The organism is Haloechinothrix salitolerans, assembly GCF_042662605.1.
GTDB classification, from domain to species: Bacteria; Actinomycetota; Actinomycetes; order Mycobacteriales; family Pseudonocardiaceae; genus Haloechinothrix_A; species Haloechinothrix_A salitolerans.
Genome location: NZ_JBHSXX010000001.1, coordinates 3088378 through 3102988 on the forward strand (window position 1 = coordinate 3088378; position 14611 = coordinate 3102988).

Annotated in this window: 20 protein-coding genes; 16 read left to right on the top strand and 4 right to left on the bottom strand. The window is 68.8% G+C overall.

Annotation, left to right across the window (positions count from 1 at the left end; all coding sequences use genetic code 11):
- Positions 1-119: 119 nt before the first annotated feature.
- The 3 genes from ACFQGD_RS14625 to ACFQGD_RS14635 all read right to left on the bottom strand — a co-directional run bounded on the left by ACFQGD_RS14625 (position 120) and on the right by ACFQGD_RS14635 (position 2856).
- Positions 120-545, bottom strand: a complete 426-nt coding sequence (locus ACFQGD_RS14625) for an ATP-binding protein (protein ID WP_345398511.1) — start codon at positions 543-545, stop codon at positions 120-122.
- Positions 546-897: 352 nt separating this feature from the next.
- Positions 898-1245 carry a signal peptidase I gene (locus ACFQGD_RS14630; protein ID WP_345398514.1) on the bottom strand — a complete coding sequence of 116 codons (348 nt, stop codon included), beginning with the start codon at positions 1243-1245 and terminating at the stop codon, positions 898-900.
- Positions 1246-2856: a transcriptional regulator gene (locus ACFQGD_RS14635; protein WP_345398517.1), complete on the bottom strand. Its 1611-nt coding sequence runs from the start codon at positions 2854-2856 to the stop codon at positions 1246-1248.
- A gap of 193 nt (positions 2857-3049) precedes the next feature.
- On the opposite strand from ACFQGD_RS14635, the gene ACFQGD_RS14640 reads away from it, so the two are divergent.
- Positions 3050-3250: a hypothetical protein gene (locus ACFQGD_RS14640; protein ID WP_345398520.1), complete on the top strand. Its 201-nt coding sequence runs from the start codon at positions 3050-3052 to the stop codon at positions 3248-3250.
- Here ACFQGD_RS14640 and ACFQGD_RS14645 read toward each other — a convergent pair.
- Positions 3247-3600 carry a winged helix-turn-helix domain-containing protein gene (locus ACFQGD_RS14645; RefSeq protein ID WP_345398522.1) on the bottom strand — a complete coding sequence of 118 codons (354 nt, stop codon included), beginning with the start codon at positions 3598-3600 and terminating at the stop codon, positions 3247-3249. The genes ACFQGD_RS14640 and ACFQGD_RS14645 overlap by 4 nt on opposite strands.
- A 118-nt stretch (positions 3601-3718) precedes the next feature.
- On the opposite strand from ACFQGD_RS14645, the gene ACFQGD_RS14650 reads away from it, so the two are divergent.
- The 15 genes from ACFQGD_RS14650 to ACFQGD_RS14720 all read left to right on the top strand — a co-directional run bounded on the left by ACFQGD_RS14650 (position 3719) and on the right by ACFQGD_RS14720 (position 14486).
- Complete coding sequence (locus ACFQGD_RS14650; protein WP_345398525.1) at positions 3719-4021, top strand: hypothetical protein; 303 nt, start codon at positions 3719-3721, stop codon at positions 4019-4021.
- The gene (locus ACFQGD_RS14655) at positions 4021-4473 is read left to right on the top strand and encodes a hypothetical protein (RefSeq protein ID WP_345398528.1); all 453 of its coding nucleotides are present in this window, start codon (positions 4021-4023) and stop codon (positions 4471-4473) included. The genes ACFQGD_RS14650 and ACFQGD_RS14655 overlap by 1 nt, the downstream gene beginning before the upstream one ends.
- Positions 4470-4817, top strand: coding sequence for a hypothetical protein (locus tag ACFQGD_RS14660; RefSeq protein ID WP_345398531.1), 348 nt, complete (start codon positions 4470-4472; stop codon positions 4815-4817). Before ACFQGD_RS14655 ends, ACFQGD_RS14660 begins: the two co-directional genes overlap by 4 nt.
- Complete coding sequence (locus ACFQGD_RS14665; protein ID WP_345398534.1) at positions 4817-5233, top strand: SsgA family sporulation/cell division regulator; 417 nt, start codon at positions 4817-4819, stop codon at positions 5231-5233. The genes ACFQGD_RS14660 and ACFQGD_RS14665 overlap by 1 nt, the downstream gene beginning before the upstream one ends.
- Positions 5233-5517 carry a hypothetical protein gene (locus ACFQGD_RS14670; protein ID WP_345398537.1) on the top strand — a complete coding sequence of 95 codons (285 nt, stop codon included), beginning with the start codon at positions 5233-5235 and terminating at the stop codon, positions 5515-5517. Before ACFQGD_RS14665 ends, ACFQGD_RS14670 begins: the two co-directional genes overlap by 1 nt.
- Positions 5517-6080, top strand: coding sequence for an RRQRL motif-containing zinc-binding protein (locus ACFQGD_RS14675; RefSeq protein ID WP_345398540.1), 564 nt, complete (start codon positions 5517-5519; stop codon positions 6078-6080). The genes ACFQGD_RS14670 and ACFQGD_RS14675 overlap by 1 nt, the downstream gene beginning before the upstream one ends.
- On the top strand, positions 6080-6415 hold the full coding sequence (locus ACFQGD_RS14680; RefSeq protein WP_390183612.1) for a hypothetical protein: 336 nt from the start codon (positions 6080-6082) through the stop codon (positions 6413-6415). The genes ACFQGD_RS14675 and ACFQGD_RS14680 overlap by 1 nt, the downstream gene beginning before the upstream one ends.
- Positions 6412-6732: a WhiB family transcriptional regulator gene (locus ACFQGD_RS14685; RefSeq protein ID WP_345398546.1), complete on the top strand. Its 321-nt coding sequence runs from the start codon at positions 6412-6414 to the stop codon at positions 6730-6732. Before ACFQGD_RS14680 ends, ACFQGD_RS14685 begins: the two co-directional genes overlap by 4 nt.
- Positions 6729-7802 carry a hypothetical protein gene (locus ACFQGD_RS14690; protein WP_345398549.1) on the top strand — a complete coding sequence of 358 codons (1074 nt, stop codon included), beginning with the start codon at positions 6729-6731 and terminating at the stop codon, positions 7800-7802. Before ACFQGD_RS14685 ends, ACFQGD_RS14690 begins: the two co-directional genes overlap by 4 nt.
- Positions 7799-10222: an FtsK/SpoIIIE domain-containing protein gene (locus tag ACFQGD_RS14695; protein WP_345398552.1), complete on the top strand. Its 2424-nt coding sequence runs from the start codon at positions 7799-7801 to the stop codon at positions 10220-10222. Before ACFQGD_RS14690 ends, ACFQGD_RS14695 begins: the two co-directional genes overlap by 4 nt.
- Before the next feature lie 234 nt (positions 10223-10456).
- On the top strand, positions 10457-10750 hold the full coding sequence (locus tag ACFQGD_RS14700; RefSeq protein ID WP_345398555.1) for a hypothetical protein: 294 nt from the start codon (positions 10457-10459) through the stop codon (positions 10748-10750).
- A complete protein-coding gene (gene ssb / locus ACFQGD_RS14705) occupies positions 10734-11201 on the top strand; it encodes a single-stranded DNA-binding protein (RefSeq protein ID WP_345398558.1) in 468 nt (155 codons plus the stop codon). The genes ACFQGD_RS14700 and ssb overlap by 17 nt, the downstream gene beginning before the upstream one ends.
- Positions 11202-11308: 107 nt before the next feature.
- Positions 11309-12181, top strand: a complete 873-nt coding sequence (locus ACFQGD_RS14710; protein ID WP_345398561.1) for a bifunctional DNA primase/polymerase — start codon at positions 11309-11311, stop codon at positions 12179-12181.
- Positions 12182-12761: 580 nt separating this feature from the next.
- Complete coding sequence (locus ACFQGD_RS14715; RefSeq protein ID WP_345398567.1) at positions 12762-14087, top strand: DUF3987 domain-containing protein; 1326 nt, start codon at positions 12762-12764, stop codon at positions 14085-14087.
- A gap of 210 nt (positions 14088-14297) precedes the next feature.
- Positions 14298-14486, top strand: coding sequence for a helix-turn-helix transcriptional regulator (locus tag ACFQGD_RS14720; RefSeq protein ID WP_345398570.1), 189 nt, complete (start codon positions 14298-14300; stop codon positions 14484-14486).
- Positions 14487-14611 lie beyond the last annotated feature (125 nt).

Below are 14611 nucleotides of genomic sequence, written 5' to 3' on the forward strand. Positions count from 1 at the left end.
TTGAAGGGAGTCACGAACCTGGGCGTGACCTGCGTGTGCGCGCTTTGGTCGGGCGTTCGGGCCGCGTATAGACCGCGCAGCGCACTTCTCTGCGTGCAGGCCAACGGATCCGTGGTGCGCTACGGGGCTTGTTCTGCCAGCGGCAGTTCAGCCCAGACCATCTTGCCGTCTGCGGAGGTCAAAACACCCCAGACCGTGCTTAATGCGTCAACCATCCGCATCCCGAAGTGTTTCGGCATCGCGGCTGGTGACGCCACCGCAACCGGCTCTGGCGGCTGCGGTGAGCCGTCGGACACAGTGACCAGCAATGTCTGTCCGTTGTCGTGCCGCGAAAGGTGCAGCCGAATCGGTGGGCGCCCGTGCCGCGCCGCGTTCGATGTCAGCTCGTCAACGACTTGAATCGCGTCCGCCACCCGATCCGGCGCGACACCGTGCAGGAATGCCCGCACACCTGCGCGTACCTGTCCCAGCTGCGGCCAGCCCGCCACCGGTGCGAAGCATCCCTCCGGGCCGCACGACAACGTGTCGCTCTCCCAGGTACACATCTACAGCGCATACCCGTCAGCCGAGTGGACGAAACTGCTGTCTCAGATTGCAGTGAAACCCGAGTAAGAGAGGATGCGGGTCAGCAAGTCGAGGCAACTCGATTCCGTAGGCGAACTTGGCCTTGTCGGAGAGTAACGTTCGCGCGCGGGGTGAGTCGAGCAGCCGGGACAGGCAGGTGACGCGCGTGGTCTATCACGGTGACGTGTACCGGCAATGGGATGTGGCAACGCGGGAGGCGCACGAGCAGATCGCGCGGATGCATCAGGACGCACTCGTAATGATCAGACAACTGTGCGAGCAGGCTCAACGCTGCATTTTGAGCGCGCCGAATCGATCCAACCCAACCGATCGCTATGGCAATGAGGGCCACCGCACTGTTACTACGACTGAATCCTCGGTCGCGCGCCAGGAGTGGTCGGTTCCGGGTCCCCAGACGAGGTAATCGCCCTGCCTGGTCAGTGCGGCGTCACCTTCGCGGAACCTGACGTGGAAATGACCTTGAACTAGCAGGACAAGGGTGGTGCGCTGGTCGCCGGTGACCCACTCGGCCCGCTGATCACCGGCCGGGTGGATGCCCCACTTGACTTCAAGGTCTTTGGTCGAGCGTTCCCCGGCGGATGGGTCGAGGAAGTGGCCGAGTATCCATCCGCGCGTGTTCGCGCCATCGTCGGCGGCGTTGCCGCTGTACCAGCTGCCCATCTATCGAACCTCCCATTCAATCGCGGGCACGTCGACCCGGCTGCCGCCGACCTGCGCGAGTCGCCTGAGTCCTTGGAGTAGCGCGAAGAGTCCTTCATTGCTCCACGCGCGATCGCCGATGAGGTCTTCGAGTAAGTTACGGTCGCGGCTGGAGTATCGGCGCAGGCTTTCCGATTCCCAGTTCGCGGCGATGTCACCACCGTACGTGGTCCAGAACGTCTCATCGTGGATCACGATCAGGCTGGCGAACTCGAAGTTGCCGCTAACCAGGTTGAGGCCGAAGCCGGTGCACTCCATCTGCCAGTGGTCGGTTCCATCGTGTGCCGCGAGCCATGCCATCGGCTGTGACAGGCGGCTGGCGTGCATGGGGTCGGCGTGGCGCTGCGAGGACGTCACCGTGCTGTCCACGTCGTCGCGGCCGAACAGTTCTTCTTCCAGCTCGCGCCGCAACGTCGACCCGATCTGGGTGTCGTCGCTGTAGTCGGTAAGGGGGCCGTGGAAGCACTTGGGGATCACGGCCAGGCGGCTCGCGGCGTTGAGTACCTTCCCACCGCGTTCCTGCACCAGGAGCAGGTAGTCGGGCTGGGTGCGGCGGCCGGACGGCGGGCGCGCGATCGCGGTGAGCGCGAGCGCGCCCCCGGCACACATCCGATTGCGCGTGTCGAGAACCGATGCTGTGTCCGGCATGAGGCGGGTACGGAGTGGCAGCGTATCCGCCGACGGCTCGCGACCGGCGGCGAGCGCGTCGACTAGCTCGGCTTCGAGCAGGTCCATCGTCAGCGCGTACTGCACGAACGACGTCAGCCCGAACGCGCCGCCGATGCGCTGCTTGCCGACGTCGACGTCAATTAGGCGGTACAGCGGCGCGTCGACCATGGTGGTGTTCAAACCCAAGGTCTCGGCGGTGCGCCGCACCGCGCCGTCGATGCTGACGTCATCGAGGGGGAGAGGTTCGGAGCTGGTGCTGCCCACGAGGGCAGCTCGGTCGCTGTCTGGCTGTAGCGGGCACGCGATATCGAGCCAGTCGGCATGCGTGAGGACGCTGGTTGCGACCTCGCGGCCGTCGCCGTAGGTGGCTCGGTAGGTGCCATGTCCGTCCATGGGTGTGCCGTAGAACGCGCTCAACGCGGCGGCGACGTCGGCGCGCTGGACCCGGCCGCGGCTACGGGTGCGGTCGCCCAGCTCGCTCGCGTCGAGCTGGACGACTTCGGCAGCGACGCGCTTGCGTGCCGTACCGGGTGCCCACCCTGCGGATGCGTCGAGCCATTCGAGCGCGGCCGCGATGTGCGCGTCGGAGTTGAGTCGCTGTTCGGCGGCGATCAGGTCCTTGTCTTTCGCGGTGCTTGTCTCGCCGTTGCGGTCGGGATCGGTGGCCGTGCCTGCCGTCATCATCAGGCCGAACCGTGCTTTGGCCTGCTCGGTTGCGCCGAACAGCACGGTGTCGAGTGCTTCCTGCATCTCTGGGCTGAGTTGCACGTCCGGCTTGGCGTGCCACTTCGCGACGGTCCGCAGGTTGACGCCGAGGCGTTCGGCGAAGGCCTCGTTGGTGAAGCGCAGCGCACGTTGCAAGGCGTTCGCTCGCTGCCCTGTCCAGACGTCGACTACCTCCATGCCGCCTCCCCTCTGGCCAGCGTGCGGGTGGCGCGCAAGCCGAGGGCACTACCAGGGCACTGTGCGGGCACTGCGAGGTCATCCCTGGTCAGCGCCGCAACGGCTTGAATTAGAGGCATGAACACGACGTCACAGCGAACCGGAGAAACCGGGGGCCGATACGGCGAGACGTCGAACGACGTGGGAGGTAACCATGGCTGGAAAGAACATGATCCCGATGTCCACGGGTGGCGGGGTGCTGCCGAAGCTGATCGGCTTCGCCGTCGTGATCGCGGTACTGCTCGTGGTGGTGAAACACCCGCAGGACTCGGCGAGCTGGGTGCAGTCGCTAATCGATGGTGGCGAAAGCGTGATCGACGGACTCGCGGCGTTTCTGCACAAGCTTGCGAGCTAATCGGGGCGGTTGCCATTCTCAACCCTTTGCACACGCTGGGCGAGGTCGTCGACCGTCGCGCGCAGCTCGGCGACCTGGCGGACGACCGACTCAAGTGTCGCCGCCTCCGCAGCCTCGTCGGGCGGCTCGTTGACGAACACACCGACCGAGGGCGTAGCGGTCACCCAGCCGCTGTCCTGCAACGCGCGCAGCGCTTTCTGCGCTGTGCCGAGGGCGACGTTGTATTGCTCGGCCAAGTCTCGATTGCCGGGCAGCTTGTCGTCCGGCTTCAGGTCCCCGCTGCGTATCCGCTCGCGGATGGACTCGGCCACGCGCTCGTAGGACGGCATCCCGACTTTCCCCGTATCCACGCAGGTCAGCATAGCTGAACTGACTCAATCTGACCTACATCACCCGATCGCACTAGTGTCAAACTGACGCATACTGATCTATATTGCACTGTGTCAGTACGACATCGACAGGAGGCACATGAAGTCCGTCAGGATCACCGACCCGGTGGCCAGTGAGGCGCTGGCCGCGTTGGGCGATGACGTTGTTTGCGCTGTTCAGAGGGAGGAAGACATGGCCGCAGAGATCGCGCGCATTGATGCGCTGCTCGAGGAAGCCGATCGGGACTTGGCGTGTGATGAGCGCGCCGAGTCGGTGCGGATCAGTCGTGTTGCGACGGATCAGGTTCGGGCGCGTCGGGCACGTCGACGGGCTGATCGTGAGGTGTTGCGGGCGTTGCCGACGCGGCTGTCCGGTGTGGAGCTGCCGGGGGAGGCCGCCTGATGTCGCTATACGGACTGGACGTTGTCGAGGCGCACTGGCCGGTAGATGGCCCGCACACCGCGGAGCGGATCGAGTCGGCGGCCGTCGCGCTGGCGGAACTGGTGCGGTATCTGAACCACGCCACGATGCCGCAGGTTGGCGCGCTGGCTGAGGCCCCGCACGGTGCCGGCGTACTCGGCTCGCTGGCGACGGCGGCGCACCGTGAGGTGCAGCTCTGCCGCCAGCTCGCGAGCTGGGCGCGCAGGGTGGCGGCCGATCCGACGGTGCGCCACGACCGCGAGCGTGGCGATGCCGAACGGTCCCGCCAGCTGGCCGCGACGTCGGCCACCGAGGCGGCTGCCGAGCTGCGGTTGGCCGTCGACATCGCCGAGGAACTGGGCAGCTACCTCGATCGGGCGCGAAGCCGGGTCGACTGCCTGTCCCATGTCCGACCGGGTGGTGATCGGCCGTGAGCGCGTCGACGTTGCGGGAGATGACCCGGCTGCACTTGTCCCGGCCCGCGGCCAACGCGCCCGCGGTGGTGGTGGCCGCCTGGTATGAGCGCAAAGCGATCCTCATGGAGCACCTGGCCGCCGAAGGTACGGCCGGTGCCCGCGGGCTGGCGCTCGAGGCCCATCGGCATGCCGCCCGTCTGCTTTCTGTCCCTGGCCCGGCGGCCGTTTCCGCCAAGAACACCACCGCCGGGCCGGGGCTCCCCACGCCATTTGATGACGATTCGAGGAGGCTTCTCATGGTAGGCGCACCCCCGGTGCTGACCACCTGCGTATCCGCTGTTGCTGGTGGGGGTGGTCGCTGATGACCGCTCGCACGGTGACACGCAAGCTACTTGCTCATCTGTTCATCGATCCCGCCACGGCGTCGGTGCGCTCGCTAGGCCGGGTGTCGGTGCAGTGGCACTACACCCCGGCCGATCCGTACGCGGTCGAGCTGGCCTTCACCGATGCCAACGGCGGCCTGGTGGTGTGGTCCATCGCCCGCGACCTGCTCACCGACGGCCTGACTGGCCCGGCGGGGCTCGGTGACGTGCGCATGCTGCCGGGGCCGCGGCGGATACGGATGGAGCTGTCCAGCCCGACTGGCCGCGCGGCGCTGTTCTTCGTCCGTGACGACCTCGCCGAGGCGATCGCGGCAACCGAACGGCTGGTGCCGCGCGGCGACGAATCCGCCCGCATCGACTGGGACGACGAGCTGGCCCGGCTGGGGGTGGCGTGATGCGTGGACGTGTTGTGCACGTGACGGTGCCCGAACCGCACATCATCGGGCCGGGCGGCCCGGAGTGGCTGTTTCGCGGCGTGTTTGACGACGACCTGCGCCTGATCGGCGTCCCGGCCGGGCAGGGCGCTCCGGCCACCGTCGCTCTGCGAGTGGTGGACGCCGTCGAGCCGACGTATCCGGAGGTCACCGCCTACTTCTCCCCGGAAGTCGCTCGCGAGGTCGCGGGCGCGCTCATGGCCGCTGCGGAGAACGCCGAGCGCGGCCGTGGGGGTGAGGCGTGATGGGTAAGCGTCAATATCCGTGGCAGCTACGGCCGGTGCCGTGGTCGGAGTGGCAGGAGTACACCCGCGGCACCCGCGACGGCATTGTGTTGCTGTCGTGGGGGATCGGCCCGCGGGACAAGCTCGCCACCCGCCGCCAGCTCCGCAAGTTGGGGTTGCGTCCTGGTGGGCAGGACCCGGTCGCGCTGCTGTACTTCCGCCACCGCGCCAGCTACCGGCAGGTGCTCGCCGAGCTGTTCCTGATCGAGCGGGCGAAACCGGTGCGGCCGATGACCCCGGCCCGCCGAGTCGCGCTCGATAAAGCCCTGGCGGCGCGGCGCACCTGCCGCGAATGTGGCACCGATGCGCACGTGGAGCTGCCGCGGGCGCACCGCACGTGCGAGTCGTGCCGCTACCGGATCGGGATGCTCGCGCCGGATGACTACCTGCACGACTACCTGATCGGCACCCCGATCGATCCCGACGCCTACGACCACGACGCCGACGTCAACGTCGCGGTTGCGTCGGTGGTGCCGCTGCACCCGGCCCCGGCTGAGGTCGAGCGCGAGGGGGTGGCTGCGTGATGGATCCGCAGGTGATGACGGTGGTGGCGGTGCTGGCCGGGATCGGCGTGCTGGCCACGGTGAACGCGCTCCGTCGGGAGGCCCGGCGGACCGCGCGCGGCGTCCGCACTGTCGGGCACGCCGCCGGGGCGGTGTTCCGGGTGCTGGTCACCGCGGGGGTGATCGTCGCCGTCCAGTGGATCGTCACCGCCCAGTTCGGCGGGTCGGTGACCGCGGTTGCGGTCGCGTTGGGGCTCCCGGCGTTGTTCGCGGGCGCGTCGCTGATGCGCCTGACCACAACTACGACGACGGATGACGCCGAGGTGTGGCGTCGGCGGGGAGGTGTCCGGCGATGACGGTTGAGCTTCGCATGATCCGCGGCCACCGGCTCGGCGCGGTCGACGCGACACCGCGGTTGCCGATACCGCCCGCGTGGACGGTCGATGCGGTGTGTGCGCAGACCGATCCGGAGGCGTTCTTTCCCGAGAAGGGCGGCAGCACCCGGGCGGCCAAGCAGATCTGCGCGGGCTGTCCGGTGCGTGCCGAGTGTTTGGCGTGGGCGCTGGAGAACGGCGAGCGGGTCGGCATCTGGGGCGGCACCTCGTACCGGGAACGCCGCCGACTGCACCGCCAGCAGCAACGACAGGAGACCGCGGGGGAGGCCGCAGCATGAGCACACACAACGCGATCACAACGACCGCCCCGGCCGCGTCGACGTCGACGGCGCGGGACGCACACCATGTGCCGCTGTCCCGCGCGCAGCGATTGGCGCAGGACGCGGCCGAGGCCGCCGAGGTGCGGGCGTTCTCCGAACACCCCGACGTCGTCGCGCTGCGGGTCGAGCGGGTGCGCACCCAGATCGACGTGCTGATGTGGCTCGGCATCGCGCTCGGGCTGGCGTTCACGATGGTCAACGTGCAGCAGTTCGCCGCCGCTGGGGCGGTGTCGTGGTCGCTGCCGTGGCTGGCCGCGTGGCTGCTGGACCCGATGGTGTCGATCGTGCTGGTGGCGGTGCTGCGCGCCGAGCAGGTCACCGCCCGCTGGCAGGTCGACACCGGCCCGTGGATCCGGCGCACCAAGTGGTTCGCCTTCGCCGCCACCTACGTGATGAACACCTGGCAATCCTGGGCCAAGCTCGACGTCGCGGGGATCGTGCTGCACTCGGTTCCCCCGGCACTGGTGTTCCTCGCGTCCGAGGCCGCCCCGGTACTACGCGACCGGCTCACCGAATCCGTCACACGCGCCGCCACACCCCGCGCGCACGGCAGCACGAACACCGCCGCGAACGCCACCGCCGAGGGCGCTGCGAACACCACGGCGGACGGTGCGGTGAACACGACCGCGACCGACGCCACCGGCGCGGACGTGAACGCCGCGGCAGGGGTTCACGACACCACCGCACCGACGTCGACCACTGCCACCGCCGGCACGTCGACGGCCGCGCCGCGGACGCGATCGGCCAGCACGCGCCGGAAGCCGCGCACCGCGGCCAGGCGCAGGAGTCGCGCTGACTACCTCGCGGTGGCGCGCGCCCGCTGGACACCGGGTGTGGAGGTCACCCCGGCGTGGATTCGGCAGGTCACCGGCTGTTCCCGCGGCCTGTCGTCCGCGTTGGCGACCGAGCTGCGTACCGAACTCACAACCACCGACACCGCACCGACATCCGCCGACAAGGCGCCGACCGCCGCGGCTGTGGCGGCTGGTGAGGGTGTCGACGCCACACAGGAGAGGACCGCCGCATGAGCACCCAGCCCGAACACCCCGAGTACCCGGTTGATGAACGGGAAGGACCCGCATCTGTGAACACCCCCGCTGAACACACCCCCGAGCCCGACCATGAACCGTCGCCCGCGCCGGGCCGTGATCCCGAGCGTGGCGCGTCCGGTGAGCGTTCACCGCGCGACGGTGAGGTGTCGACCGAACGCCGCGACGACGGGTCGCTGTACGTGCTGCGCCCCGACTCCGCCGCCACCCCGGACGACATCCCGACCATGCGCCCGAACCCCGACACCGCGCCCGACACCGTGCCGGGCACCGAGGTCGAGCCGCGGGTGTTCGACGCCGAAATCGTGGACGACAGCACCGAGCCTGACGACGCCGACGATGGTGAGGGTGCGAAGTCGGTGCCGGTGGATCCGCCCGACTCCGCCGTCCCCGCTGGCCCGTCAGGGGAGCGGCACGCGGTGGTTCCGGCGTGGGTGCGCTCCCGCGAAGAGATCGCCCAGCGCACCCGGTGGTGGGTGGCGAATCTGGCGCATACGGGGGCGTATCACGCGGTGCGGACCCCGCTCTATGCCGGGAAGCTGGTTGCGCACTCACCTCGCGGCACCGCCCGCACGGTCGCGGCGACGTATCGGTGGGTGTTCGACACCGAGGGCAAACCGCTGCGCAGTGAGGCCGTGGCCGCTCGCGACCCGCAGCACTACTTGAAGCTGGTGCAGCAGCGCGACGCCCACGTGCGCAAGCGGCTCACGGTGGTGATGCTCGCCCTGCTGGCGCTGGCGGGCGTGGGGGTGCTGGTGTGGCTGTCCGGCGATCTGCTGGTCCAGCTCGCCACGCTCGCCGCCGCGGTCGCCGCTCTGGGGGCGGCGGGGCGTATCCCGGATAAGCCGGTGGTCGGTCCCGCGGTGGTGAAACAGCAGGTCACGAAGCTGACCAGCGACGCCGTGACCGCGGCGCTCGGCTCGCTCGGGCTGGCTGCCATCAACCAACACCTGGCGAAGGGCAAGCGCATCGGGTTCGCCGCGCCGATCACCCGCGAAGGTCCCGGCTGGCGCGCCGACGTCGACCTGCCGCTGGGCGTGCACGTCGGCGACATCATGGACCGCCGCAAAGCCCTGGCATCAGGTCTGCGTCGCCCGCTCGGCTGCGTCTGGCCCGAAGGCGACCCCTCCGCGCACGAAGGCCGGTTGGTGCTGTGGGTCGGGGATGAGGACCTGTCGAAGGCCAAGCCGAAGCCGTGGCCGCTCGCCAAGCACGGCAGTGCTGATCTGTTCCAGCCCGTGCCGTTCGGCTTCGACCAACGCGGACGACTCGTGACGGTGGTGCTGATGTTCGCCAACCTACTCATCGGCGCGATGCCTGGCGCGGGCAAAACCTTCGCCCTGCGGGTCCTGGTGCTGGCCGCGGCGCTGGATGCCTCCGCGCAACTGCGGCTCTACGAACTCAAAGGGTCCGGTGACCTGTCGCCGTTCGAGACCATCGCGCACCACTACGGCTCCGGCCCGGACGACGGCACGATCGAGAACTGCCTGCACAGCCTGCGTGAAGTCCACAAGGACCTAGAGCGGCGGGCGAAGACGATCGCGAACCTGCCGCGCGAGGTCTGCCCCGAGAACAAGGTCACGCCGGAACTCGCGGCACGGCGCAGCCTGGGGCTGTTCCCGCTGGTCGTGGCGATCGATGAGTGCCAAGAGCTGTTCGCGCACCCGGAGTTCGGCAAGGAGGCCGCCGAGCTGTGCACCGCGATCATCAAACGCGGCCGCGCACTCGGTGTGATCCTGATCCTGGCCACCCAACGCCCCGACAAAGACTCGTTGCCCACGGGTGTCAGCGCGAACGTGGGTATCCGGTTTTGCCTGCGGGTGATGGGCCAGACCGAGAACGACATGGTGCTCGGCACGTCCAGCTACAAGAACGGCATCCGGGCGACCACGTTCACCGCCAAGGACAAGGGCATCGGCTACCTCGTCGGCGCTAGTGATGACCCCCAAATCGCCAGGTCCGCCTATCTGGACAACCAGGCCGCCGAGAAGATCGTGGCCCGCGCCCACGCACTGCGCCAGCGGGCGGGCACGTTGACCGGGCACGCCGCGGGCGAGACCACCGAGGCCGACCGGCGTGCCGCGGTGTCGCTGATCGCCGACGTGGCCGCGGTGCTGCGCCCCGGCGAAACGAAGGTGTGGTCCGAGACCATCGTGGACCGGCTCGCCGAGCTGCGCCCCGAGGTCTACGGCGAGTGGGCCACCCAGGACCCGCGCGGCAAAGCCAACCAGCTCGCCGCCGCCCTGAAACCGTTCGGCGTCGACACCATGCAGGTCCATGGCAAGCTGCCCGACGGCCGCACCGCGAACCGGCGCGGCGTGCTCGCCGACGACATCCGTAACGCCGCCCACCGCACCCGCCGCACCACCGAGACCGGAGGTGGTGAGCACCCAGCGTAACCACCATGGGGTGCGGGCAATCGGTGCTCGCCTAGCGTGACCAGACGCTAGACCTAGCATCCCCGCTAGCGTCCCGTACCCGGTGTGAGCAGGACGCTAGACCCTAGCGTCGGCCCCACGCATCCGCAGGTCACACGCCACAAACACCGCCTAGCGACACCGAACACCAGTGCTCGCTACGGCCGACTGCGCCCAAAAACAGTCACCAACAGTAATCAAATGGAAGGAGAGCGGATGGACACCCACAACCACGTTGAACGCCCCGCGGCCACCGTCTACGGCACGGTGCCGGACCCCACCGACCCGGAAGCCTGGGTCAACGCCGGGGTCGCCGAAGACATCAAGGACGCCCTCGCCGAGGTCGTCATAGCCGGGTTCCGCGGTGCGCCGCCGAACGAGACCTACCGCTTGACTGCCGCGACCATGGCCGACGTGTGCGCGCGGGTGCTTGCCCGCATGCTCGCGCACCCGCCGAACGCGCCCACCGCCGACACCGACCGGAAGGACACCAATGGCTGGTCTGCCTGACATCACCATCACCGGAACGCTGGTTGCCGACCCCGAGCTGCGGTTCACCCCGAACGGGCACGCGGTCGCCAACTTCACCGTCGCGGCCAACGACCGCCGCTTCAACCGCGAGGCGGGCGAGTGGGAGGACGCCGGGGCGACGTTCCTGCGCTGCTCACTGTGGAAGGACGCCGCCGAGAACCTCACCAACAGCCTGAGCAAGGGGGCGCGGGTGCTGCTCACCGGCCGCCTGCGGCAACGGGAGTGGACCACCCCCGAGGGCGAGAAACGGCAGTTGTTCGAGGTCGACGTCACCGAGATCGGCCCCTCGCTGCGGTGGGCCACCGCCACCATCACCAAGGCCACCCGCACGACCGCGGCGGGTGCGGCGTCACCGGCCGGTGTCGACCCGTGGGCCAGCGCACCCACCGCGGCCGGTGGTGCGCCGGTGGCGGACGAACCACCGTTCTAACCGCCCCGTGCTGCCGGACCGACCGTCACCCTGTGGTCGGTCCCGGCAGCACCGCCCCCAACGTTTCGTTGTCTGCTCGTTCGGATCACCGGAAGGACTCTCGTCTGATGGGAACCCAGCGCGACCACCTCACCGAGTGGGCGCAGCACCTCGCGGCCCGCGGCTGGCACGTCTTCCCGCTCACCCCCGGCAGCAAGAAGCCACCCGCGATCGCGCGGTGGGAGCAGCGCGCCACCGTCGACCCCGGGCGCATCACCCGCTGCTGGCGGGCCGGTGCGTTCAACATCGGCATCGCCACCGGCCCCTCCCGGCTGGTGGTGGTTGATCTCGACACCAACGAGGGCGACGGCCCGGACGGTGCTGGGCAGCTCGCGCGGCTGGCCGCCGACCGGGGCGTCACGGTGCCGGACACGTGGACCGTGACGACGCCGAGCGGTGGGCGGCACTTGTACTTCACCGCCCCGGCGGGGGTGTGTCTGCGCAACACTCAAGGCGATCTCGCTCGGCACGTCGATACCCGCGCTGGGGGCGGATACGTGGTGGCACCCGGCAGTCTGGTGCCGGGCGGTGGCTACGAACTCGCCGACGACACCGACCCGGTCGAGCTGCCCGGCTGGCTACTCCTAGCGCTGTGCGAACGGCGCTCTACGGCGATCTCTCCGCGTTCTGTGACGCCGGTGGCCACGGTGACCGGCTACGCCGCGACCGCGGTGGCCCGGGAAGCCGAGCGGGTGCGCACCGCCGCGCCGGGTCAGCACAACCGCATCCTGTCGAACGCCGCCTACAACCTAGGCCAGCTCGTCGGGGCGGGACTGCTCGACACCGCGACGGCTAGCCACGCGCTCACCGACGCCGCGCAAGCGCTGATGACCGGTGACTGTGACTGCACCCCGCGCGAGATCGCCCGCGTGATCCGCGCCGGACTCACCGCAGGACAGTCCCGCCCCCGCCGCGGTTCCCGCCGAAAGGACGCCGCCTAATGAATCCGCCCGAGAATGCTTACGGCAGCAACTTCGCTGTCTGTGGGGAATCGGAACGATCTGGTCGCATGTGCCACGCGACCACCACATGCACGGGCCCTTGCCCTAGTGACCTCGACAGTATGAATGGCTGTTCTTCGTCTGCGCCGAACTCGTCAAAGTGCGTGATCTCGCCGGGTACGCCGAGCCCGCCTGTATCGACGTGGACGCCGTATGCCGAATCCGTCCCAGCGTTTCGCAGAACGTACGAATCTTTGGTGCGGTGCAACAGCCGGAACTTCACGCGCTGCCGATCGGCTTCGGCCACTTCGTCGGCGCGTCGAGCGCGCTCGATGTCAGCGACGTCCTTCGCTGCGTCGGCGGAACGCCGGGCCTCTGCTACCGCTCGGCGCGCGTACCACACCGCGCCGAGTGTCCCGAGTGCTGACAGGCAGGCGATTACGAAGGCAGCAATGGTCATACGGACATTCAATCAAAATTTCCCAATTCAGATAGGGGCCAGCGGCCGTGCGATGGCCGCTCGCGCTGGCTTTGCCGCATCACGACACCTGCGCCATCACGACATCCGGGAGATCGCCTGATGAACCATGCTGCCCGCCCGCTGCGGGTCGTGGACGAACCCGCCGTGCCCGACGACGCCAGCCCGGATGAAGCCGAGGCGATCGCCGAGGTCGCCCGTGCCCGCGCGGCGTTGCCGACCGTGGACCCGGCCGTGTTCGACTGCTACCTGGGCACGCTGGTCGAGGCGGTGGAGCCGCACACCGAGGCCGATCCGTTGGCGATCCTGGCGTCGCTGCTGTGCGCCGCCGGTGTCCGCCTGGGCCAGGACCCGCACGTGCGTGCCGGGGATGATCCACACCCGCTGCTGGTGTGGCCGCTCATCGTCGGGCGCACCTCGGCGGGGCGCAAGGGCACGTCGTGGTCGTCGGCGCGGCGGTTGCTGCGCGCGGCCGATCCGGACTTCGTGTCCCGCAACGTCCGCTCCGGGCTGACCTCCGGCGAAGGGCTCGCGGCGATGTTCGTCGACGACGACAGCGACACCACCCCGGGCAGGCTCCCCGCGGGAGACCGGCGGCTGCTGATGCTTGAGCCCGAGTGGGCCGCGGTGATGAACCGGATGCGCCGCGAGGGCAACAGCCTGTCCGCCACGCTGCGGGCCGCGTGGGAAGGCGGGGACCTGTCCACCCTGTCGGTCAACGCGCGCATCGCGCCCAGCTCGCACGTCGGCTTACTCGCCCACATCAGTCCGCGCGAGTTCCGCGACAAAGTCTCGGCCTCCGACATGGCGGGCGGCACCTATAACCGGTTCCTACCCCTGGCCGTGGCGCGCTCGAAGTTCCTGCCCGAAGGTGGGGCCGTCGACGCCGACACCATGACCGAGTTGGGCACCAGCTTGGCTGACCGGCTCATCGCCGGGGCGAGCCTTGACACCATCGGCTTCACCACCGCGGCATCGCAGTTGTGGCGACGGCTCTATGTGGAGTTTGGGCGCGATCACGGCGACGACGGACCGGTGGAACAGTTCATCGCGCGTGCCGCGCCGAACTGCCTACGGATCGCCGCGATCCACGCCGCGCTCGACTTCTCCGACGCCATCAAACCTAACCACCTGACCGCGGCCGCTGCGTTGGTGCGCTACTCCATTGCTACCGCGCGCGCCGTGTTCACCGACACCCAGACCCCGGCGCGGCTACTGGCCTGGATCGCCGAGGCAGGGGAGCAGGGCCGCACCCGCAAAGACATCACGACCGGATTCTTCGCCGGGAAGAAGAAGGCCGCCGATATCAACGCCCTACTGGAGCAGCTCATCGACACCGGGCGCATTACTCGCAGTAGTCGTCCCCGCGTCGACGGGCGCGGCGGCCGACCCACCGAGGTCTACACCGCCCAGACCCCGCGAACATAGCGAACTTACGAACTTAGCCCGTGACCAGCGCAAACACCAAACCCTAAGTTCGCCGCTGGCGAACTTAGCTCACAACAAAATCCCAGGTCAGCGCCTAAGTTCGTAAGTTCGCCAAGTTCGCGCCCCCGTACCCGCCAACCCAGAGGAGGGCAGACCAGTGCCATACGCAGCCATCACCCACCGTCACCACGCCAAGGAGCGCACGCACAGATGGCTACCCAACGCCGGTACCTCACCGTCACCGAATTCCTTACCGAGTACGGCATAGCTCGATCTACCTGGGATGACTGGCGCGCCAAAGGACGCGCACCGCGCTGCATCAAGCTGCCCAACGGCCAGCTCCGCATTCGCCGCATTGATCTCGAACGCTGGGAGGACACCCTGGAGGACGCCGCCTGATGAAAGCGACCTTTGACGTCAAGATCTGGGCTGTACGCACCAAGCAGCGTCGCAGCCGGAAGTCCTATCAAGTGCGTTGGGTAGTGGATTCGTCTCTGCGATCGAAGACTTTCGCGACGAAGGCC

What these genes read in the sequence shown, in the direction of transcription:
- ACFQGD_RS14625 (WP_345398511.1), bottom strand. Translation starts at nt 545, where the DNA reads ATGTGTACCTGGGAGAGCGACACGTTGTCGTGCGGCCCGGAGGGATGC.
- ACFQGD_RS14630 (WP_345398514.1), bottom strand. Translation starts at nt 1,245, where the DNA reads ATGGGCAGCTGGTACAGCGGCAACGCCGCCGACGATGGCGCGAACACG.
- ACFQGD_RS14635 (WP_345398517.1), bottom strand. Translation starts at nt 2,856, where the DNA reads ATGGAGGTAGTCGACGTCTGGACAGGGCAGCGAGCGAACGCCTTGCAA.
- ACFQGD_RS14640 (WP_345398520.1), top strand. Translation starts at nt 3,050, where the DNA reads ATGGCTGGAAAGAACATGATCCCGATGTCCACGGGTGGCGGGGTGCTG.
- ACFQGD_RS14650 (WP_345398525.1), top strand. Translation starts at nt 3,719, where the DNA reads ATGAAGTCCGTCAGGATCACCGACCCGGTGGCCAGTGAGGCGCTGGCC.
- ACFQGD_RS14655 (WP_345398528.1), top strand. Translation starts at nt 4,021, where the DNA reads ATGTCGCTATACGGACTGGACGTTGTCGAGGCGCACTGGCCGGTAGAT.
- ACFQGD_RS14665 (WP_345398534.1), top strand. Translation starts at nt 4,817, where the DNA reads ATGACCGCTCGCACGGTGACACGCAAGCTACTTGCTCATCTGTTCATC.
- ACFQGD_RS14670 (WP_345398537.1), top strand. Translation starts at nt 5,233, where the DNA reads ATGCGTGGACGTGTTGTGCACGTGACGGTGCCCGAACCGCACATCATC.
- ACFQGD_RS14675 (WP_345398540.1), top strand. Translation starts at nt 5,517, where the DNA reads ATGGGTAAGCGTCAATATCCGTGGCAGCTACGGCCGGTGCCGTGGTCG.
- ACFQGD_RS14680 (WP_390183612.1), top strand. Translation starts at nt 6,080, where the DNA reads ATGGATCCGCAGGTGATGACGGTGGTGGCGGTGCTGGCCGGGATCGGC.
- ACFQGD_RS14685 (WP_345398546.1), top strand. Translation starts at nt 6,412, where the DNA reads ATGACGGTTGAGCTTCGCATGATCCGCGGCCACCGGCTCGGCGCGGTC.
- ACFQGD_RS14690 (WP_345398549.1), top strand. Translation starts at nt 6,729, where the DNA reads ATGAGCACACACAACGCGATCACAACGACCGCCCCGGCCGCGTCGACG.
- ACFQGD_RS14695 (WP_345398552.1), top strand. Translation starts at nt 7,799, where the DNA reads ATGAGCACCCAGCCCGAACACCCCGAGTACCCGGTTGATGAACGGGAA.
- ACFQGD_RS14700 (WP_345398555.1), top strand. Translation starts at nt 10,457, where the DNA reads ATGGACACCCACAACCACGTTGAACGCCCCGCGGCCACCGTCTACGGC.
- ssb (WP_345398558.1), top strand. Translation starts at nt 10,734, where the DNA reads ATGGCTGGTCTGCCTGACATCACCATCACCGGAACGCTGGTTGCCGAC.
- ACFQGD_RS14710 (WP_345398561.1), top strand. Translation starts at nt 11,309, where the DNA reads ATGGGAACCCAGCGCGACCACCTCACCGAGTGGGCGCAGCACCTCGCG.
- ACFQGD_RS14715 (WP_345398567.1), top strand. Translation starts at nt 12,762, where the DNA reads ATGAACCATGCTGCCCGCCCGCTGCGGGTCGTGGACGAACCCGCCGTG.
- ACFQGD_RS14720 (WP_345398570.1), top strand. Translation starts at nt 14,298, where the DNA reads ATGGCTACCCAACGCCGGTACCTCACCGTCACCGAATTCCTTACCGAG.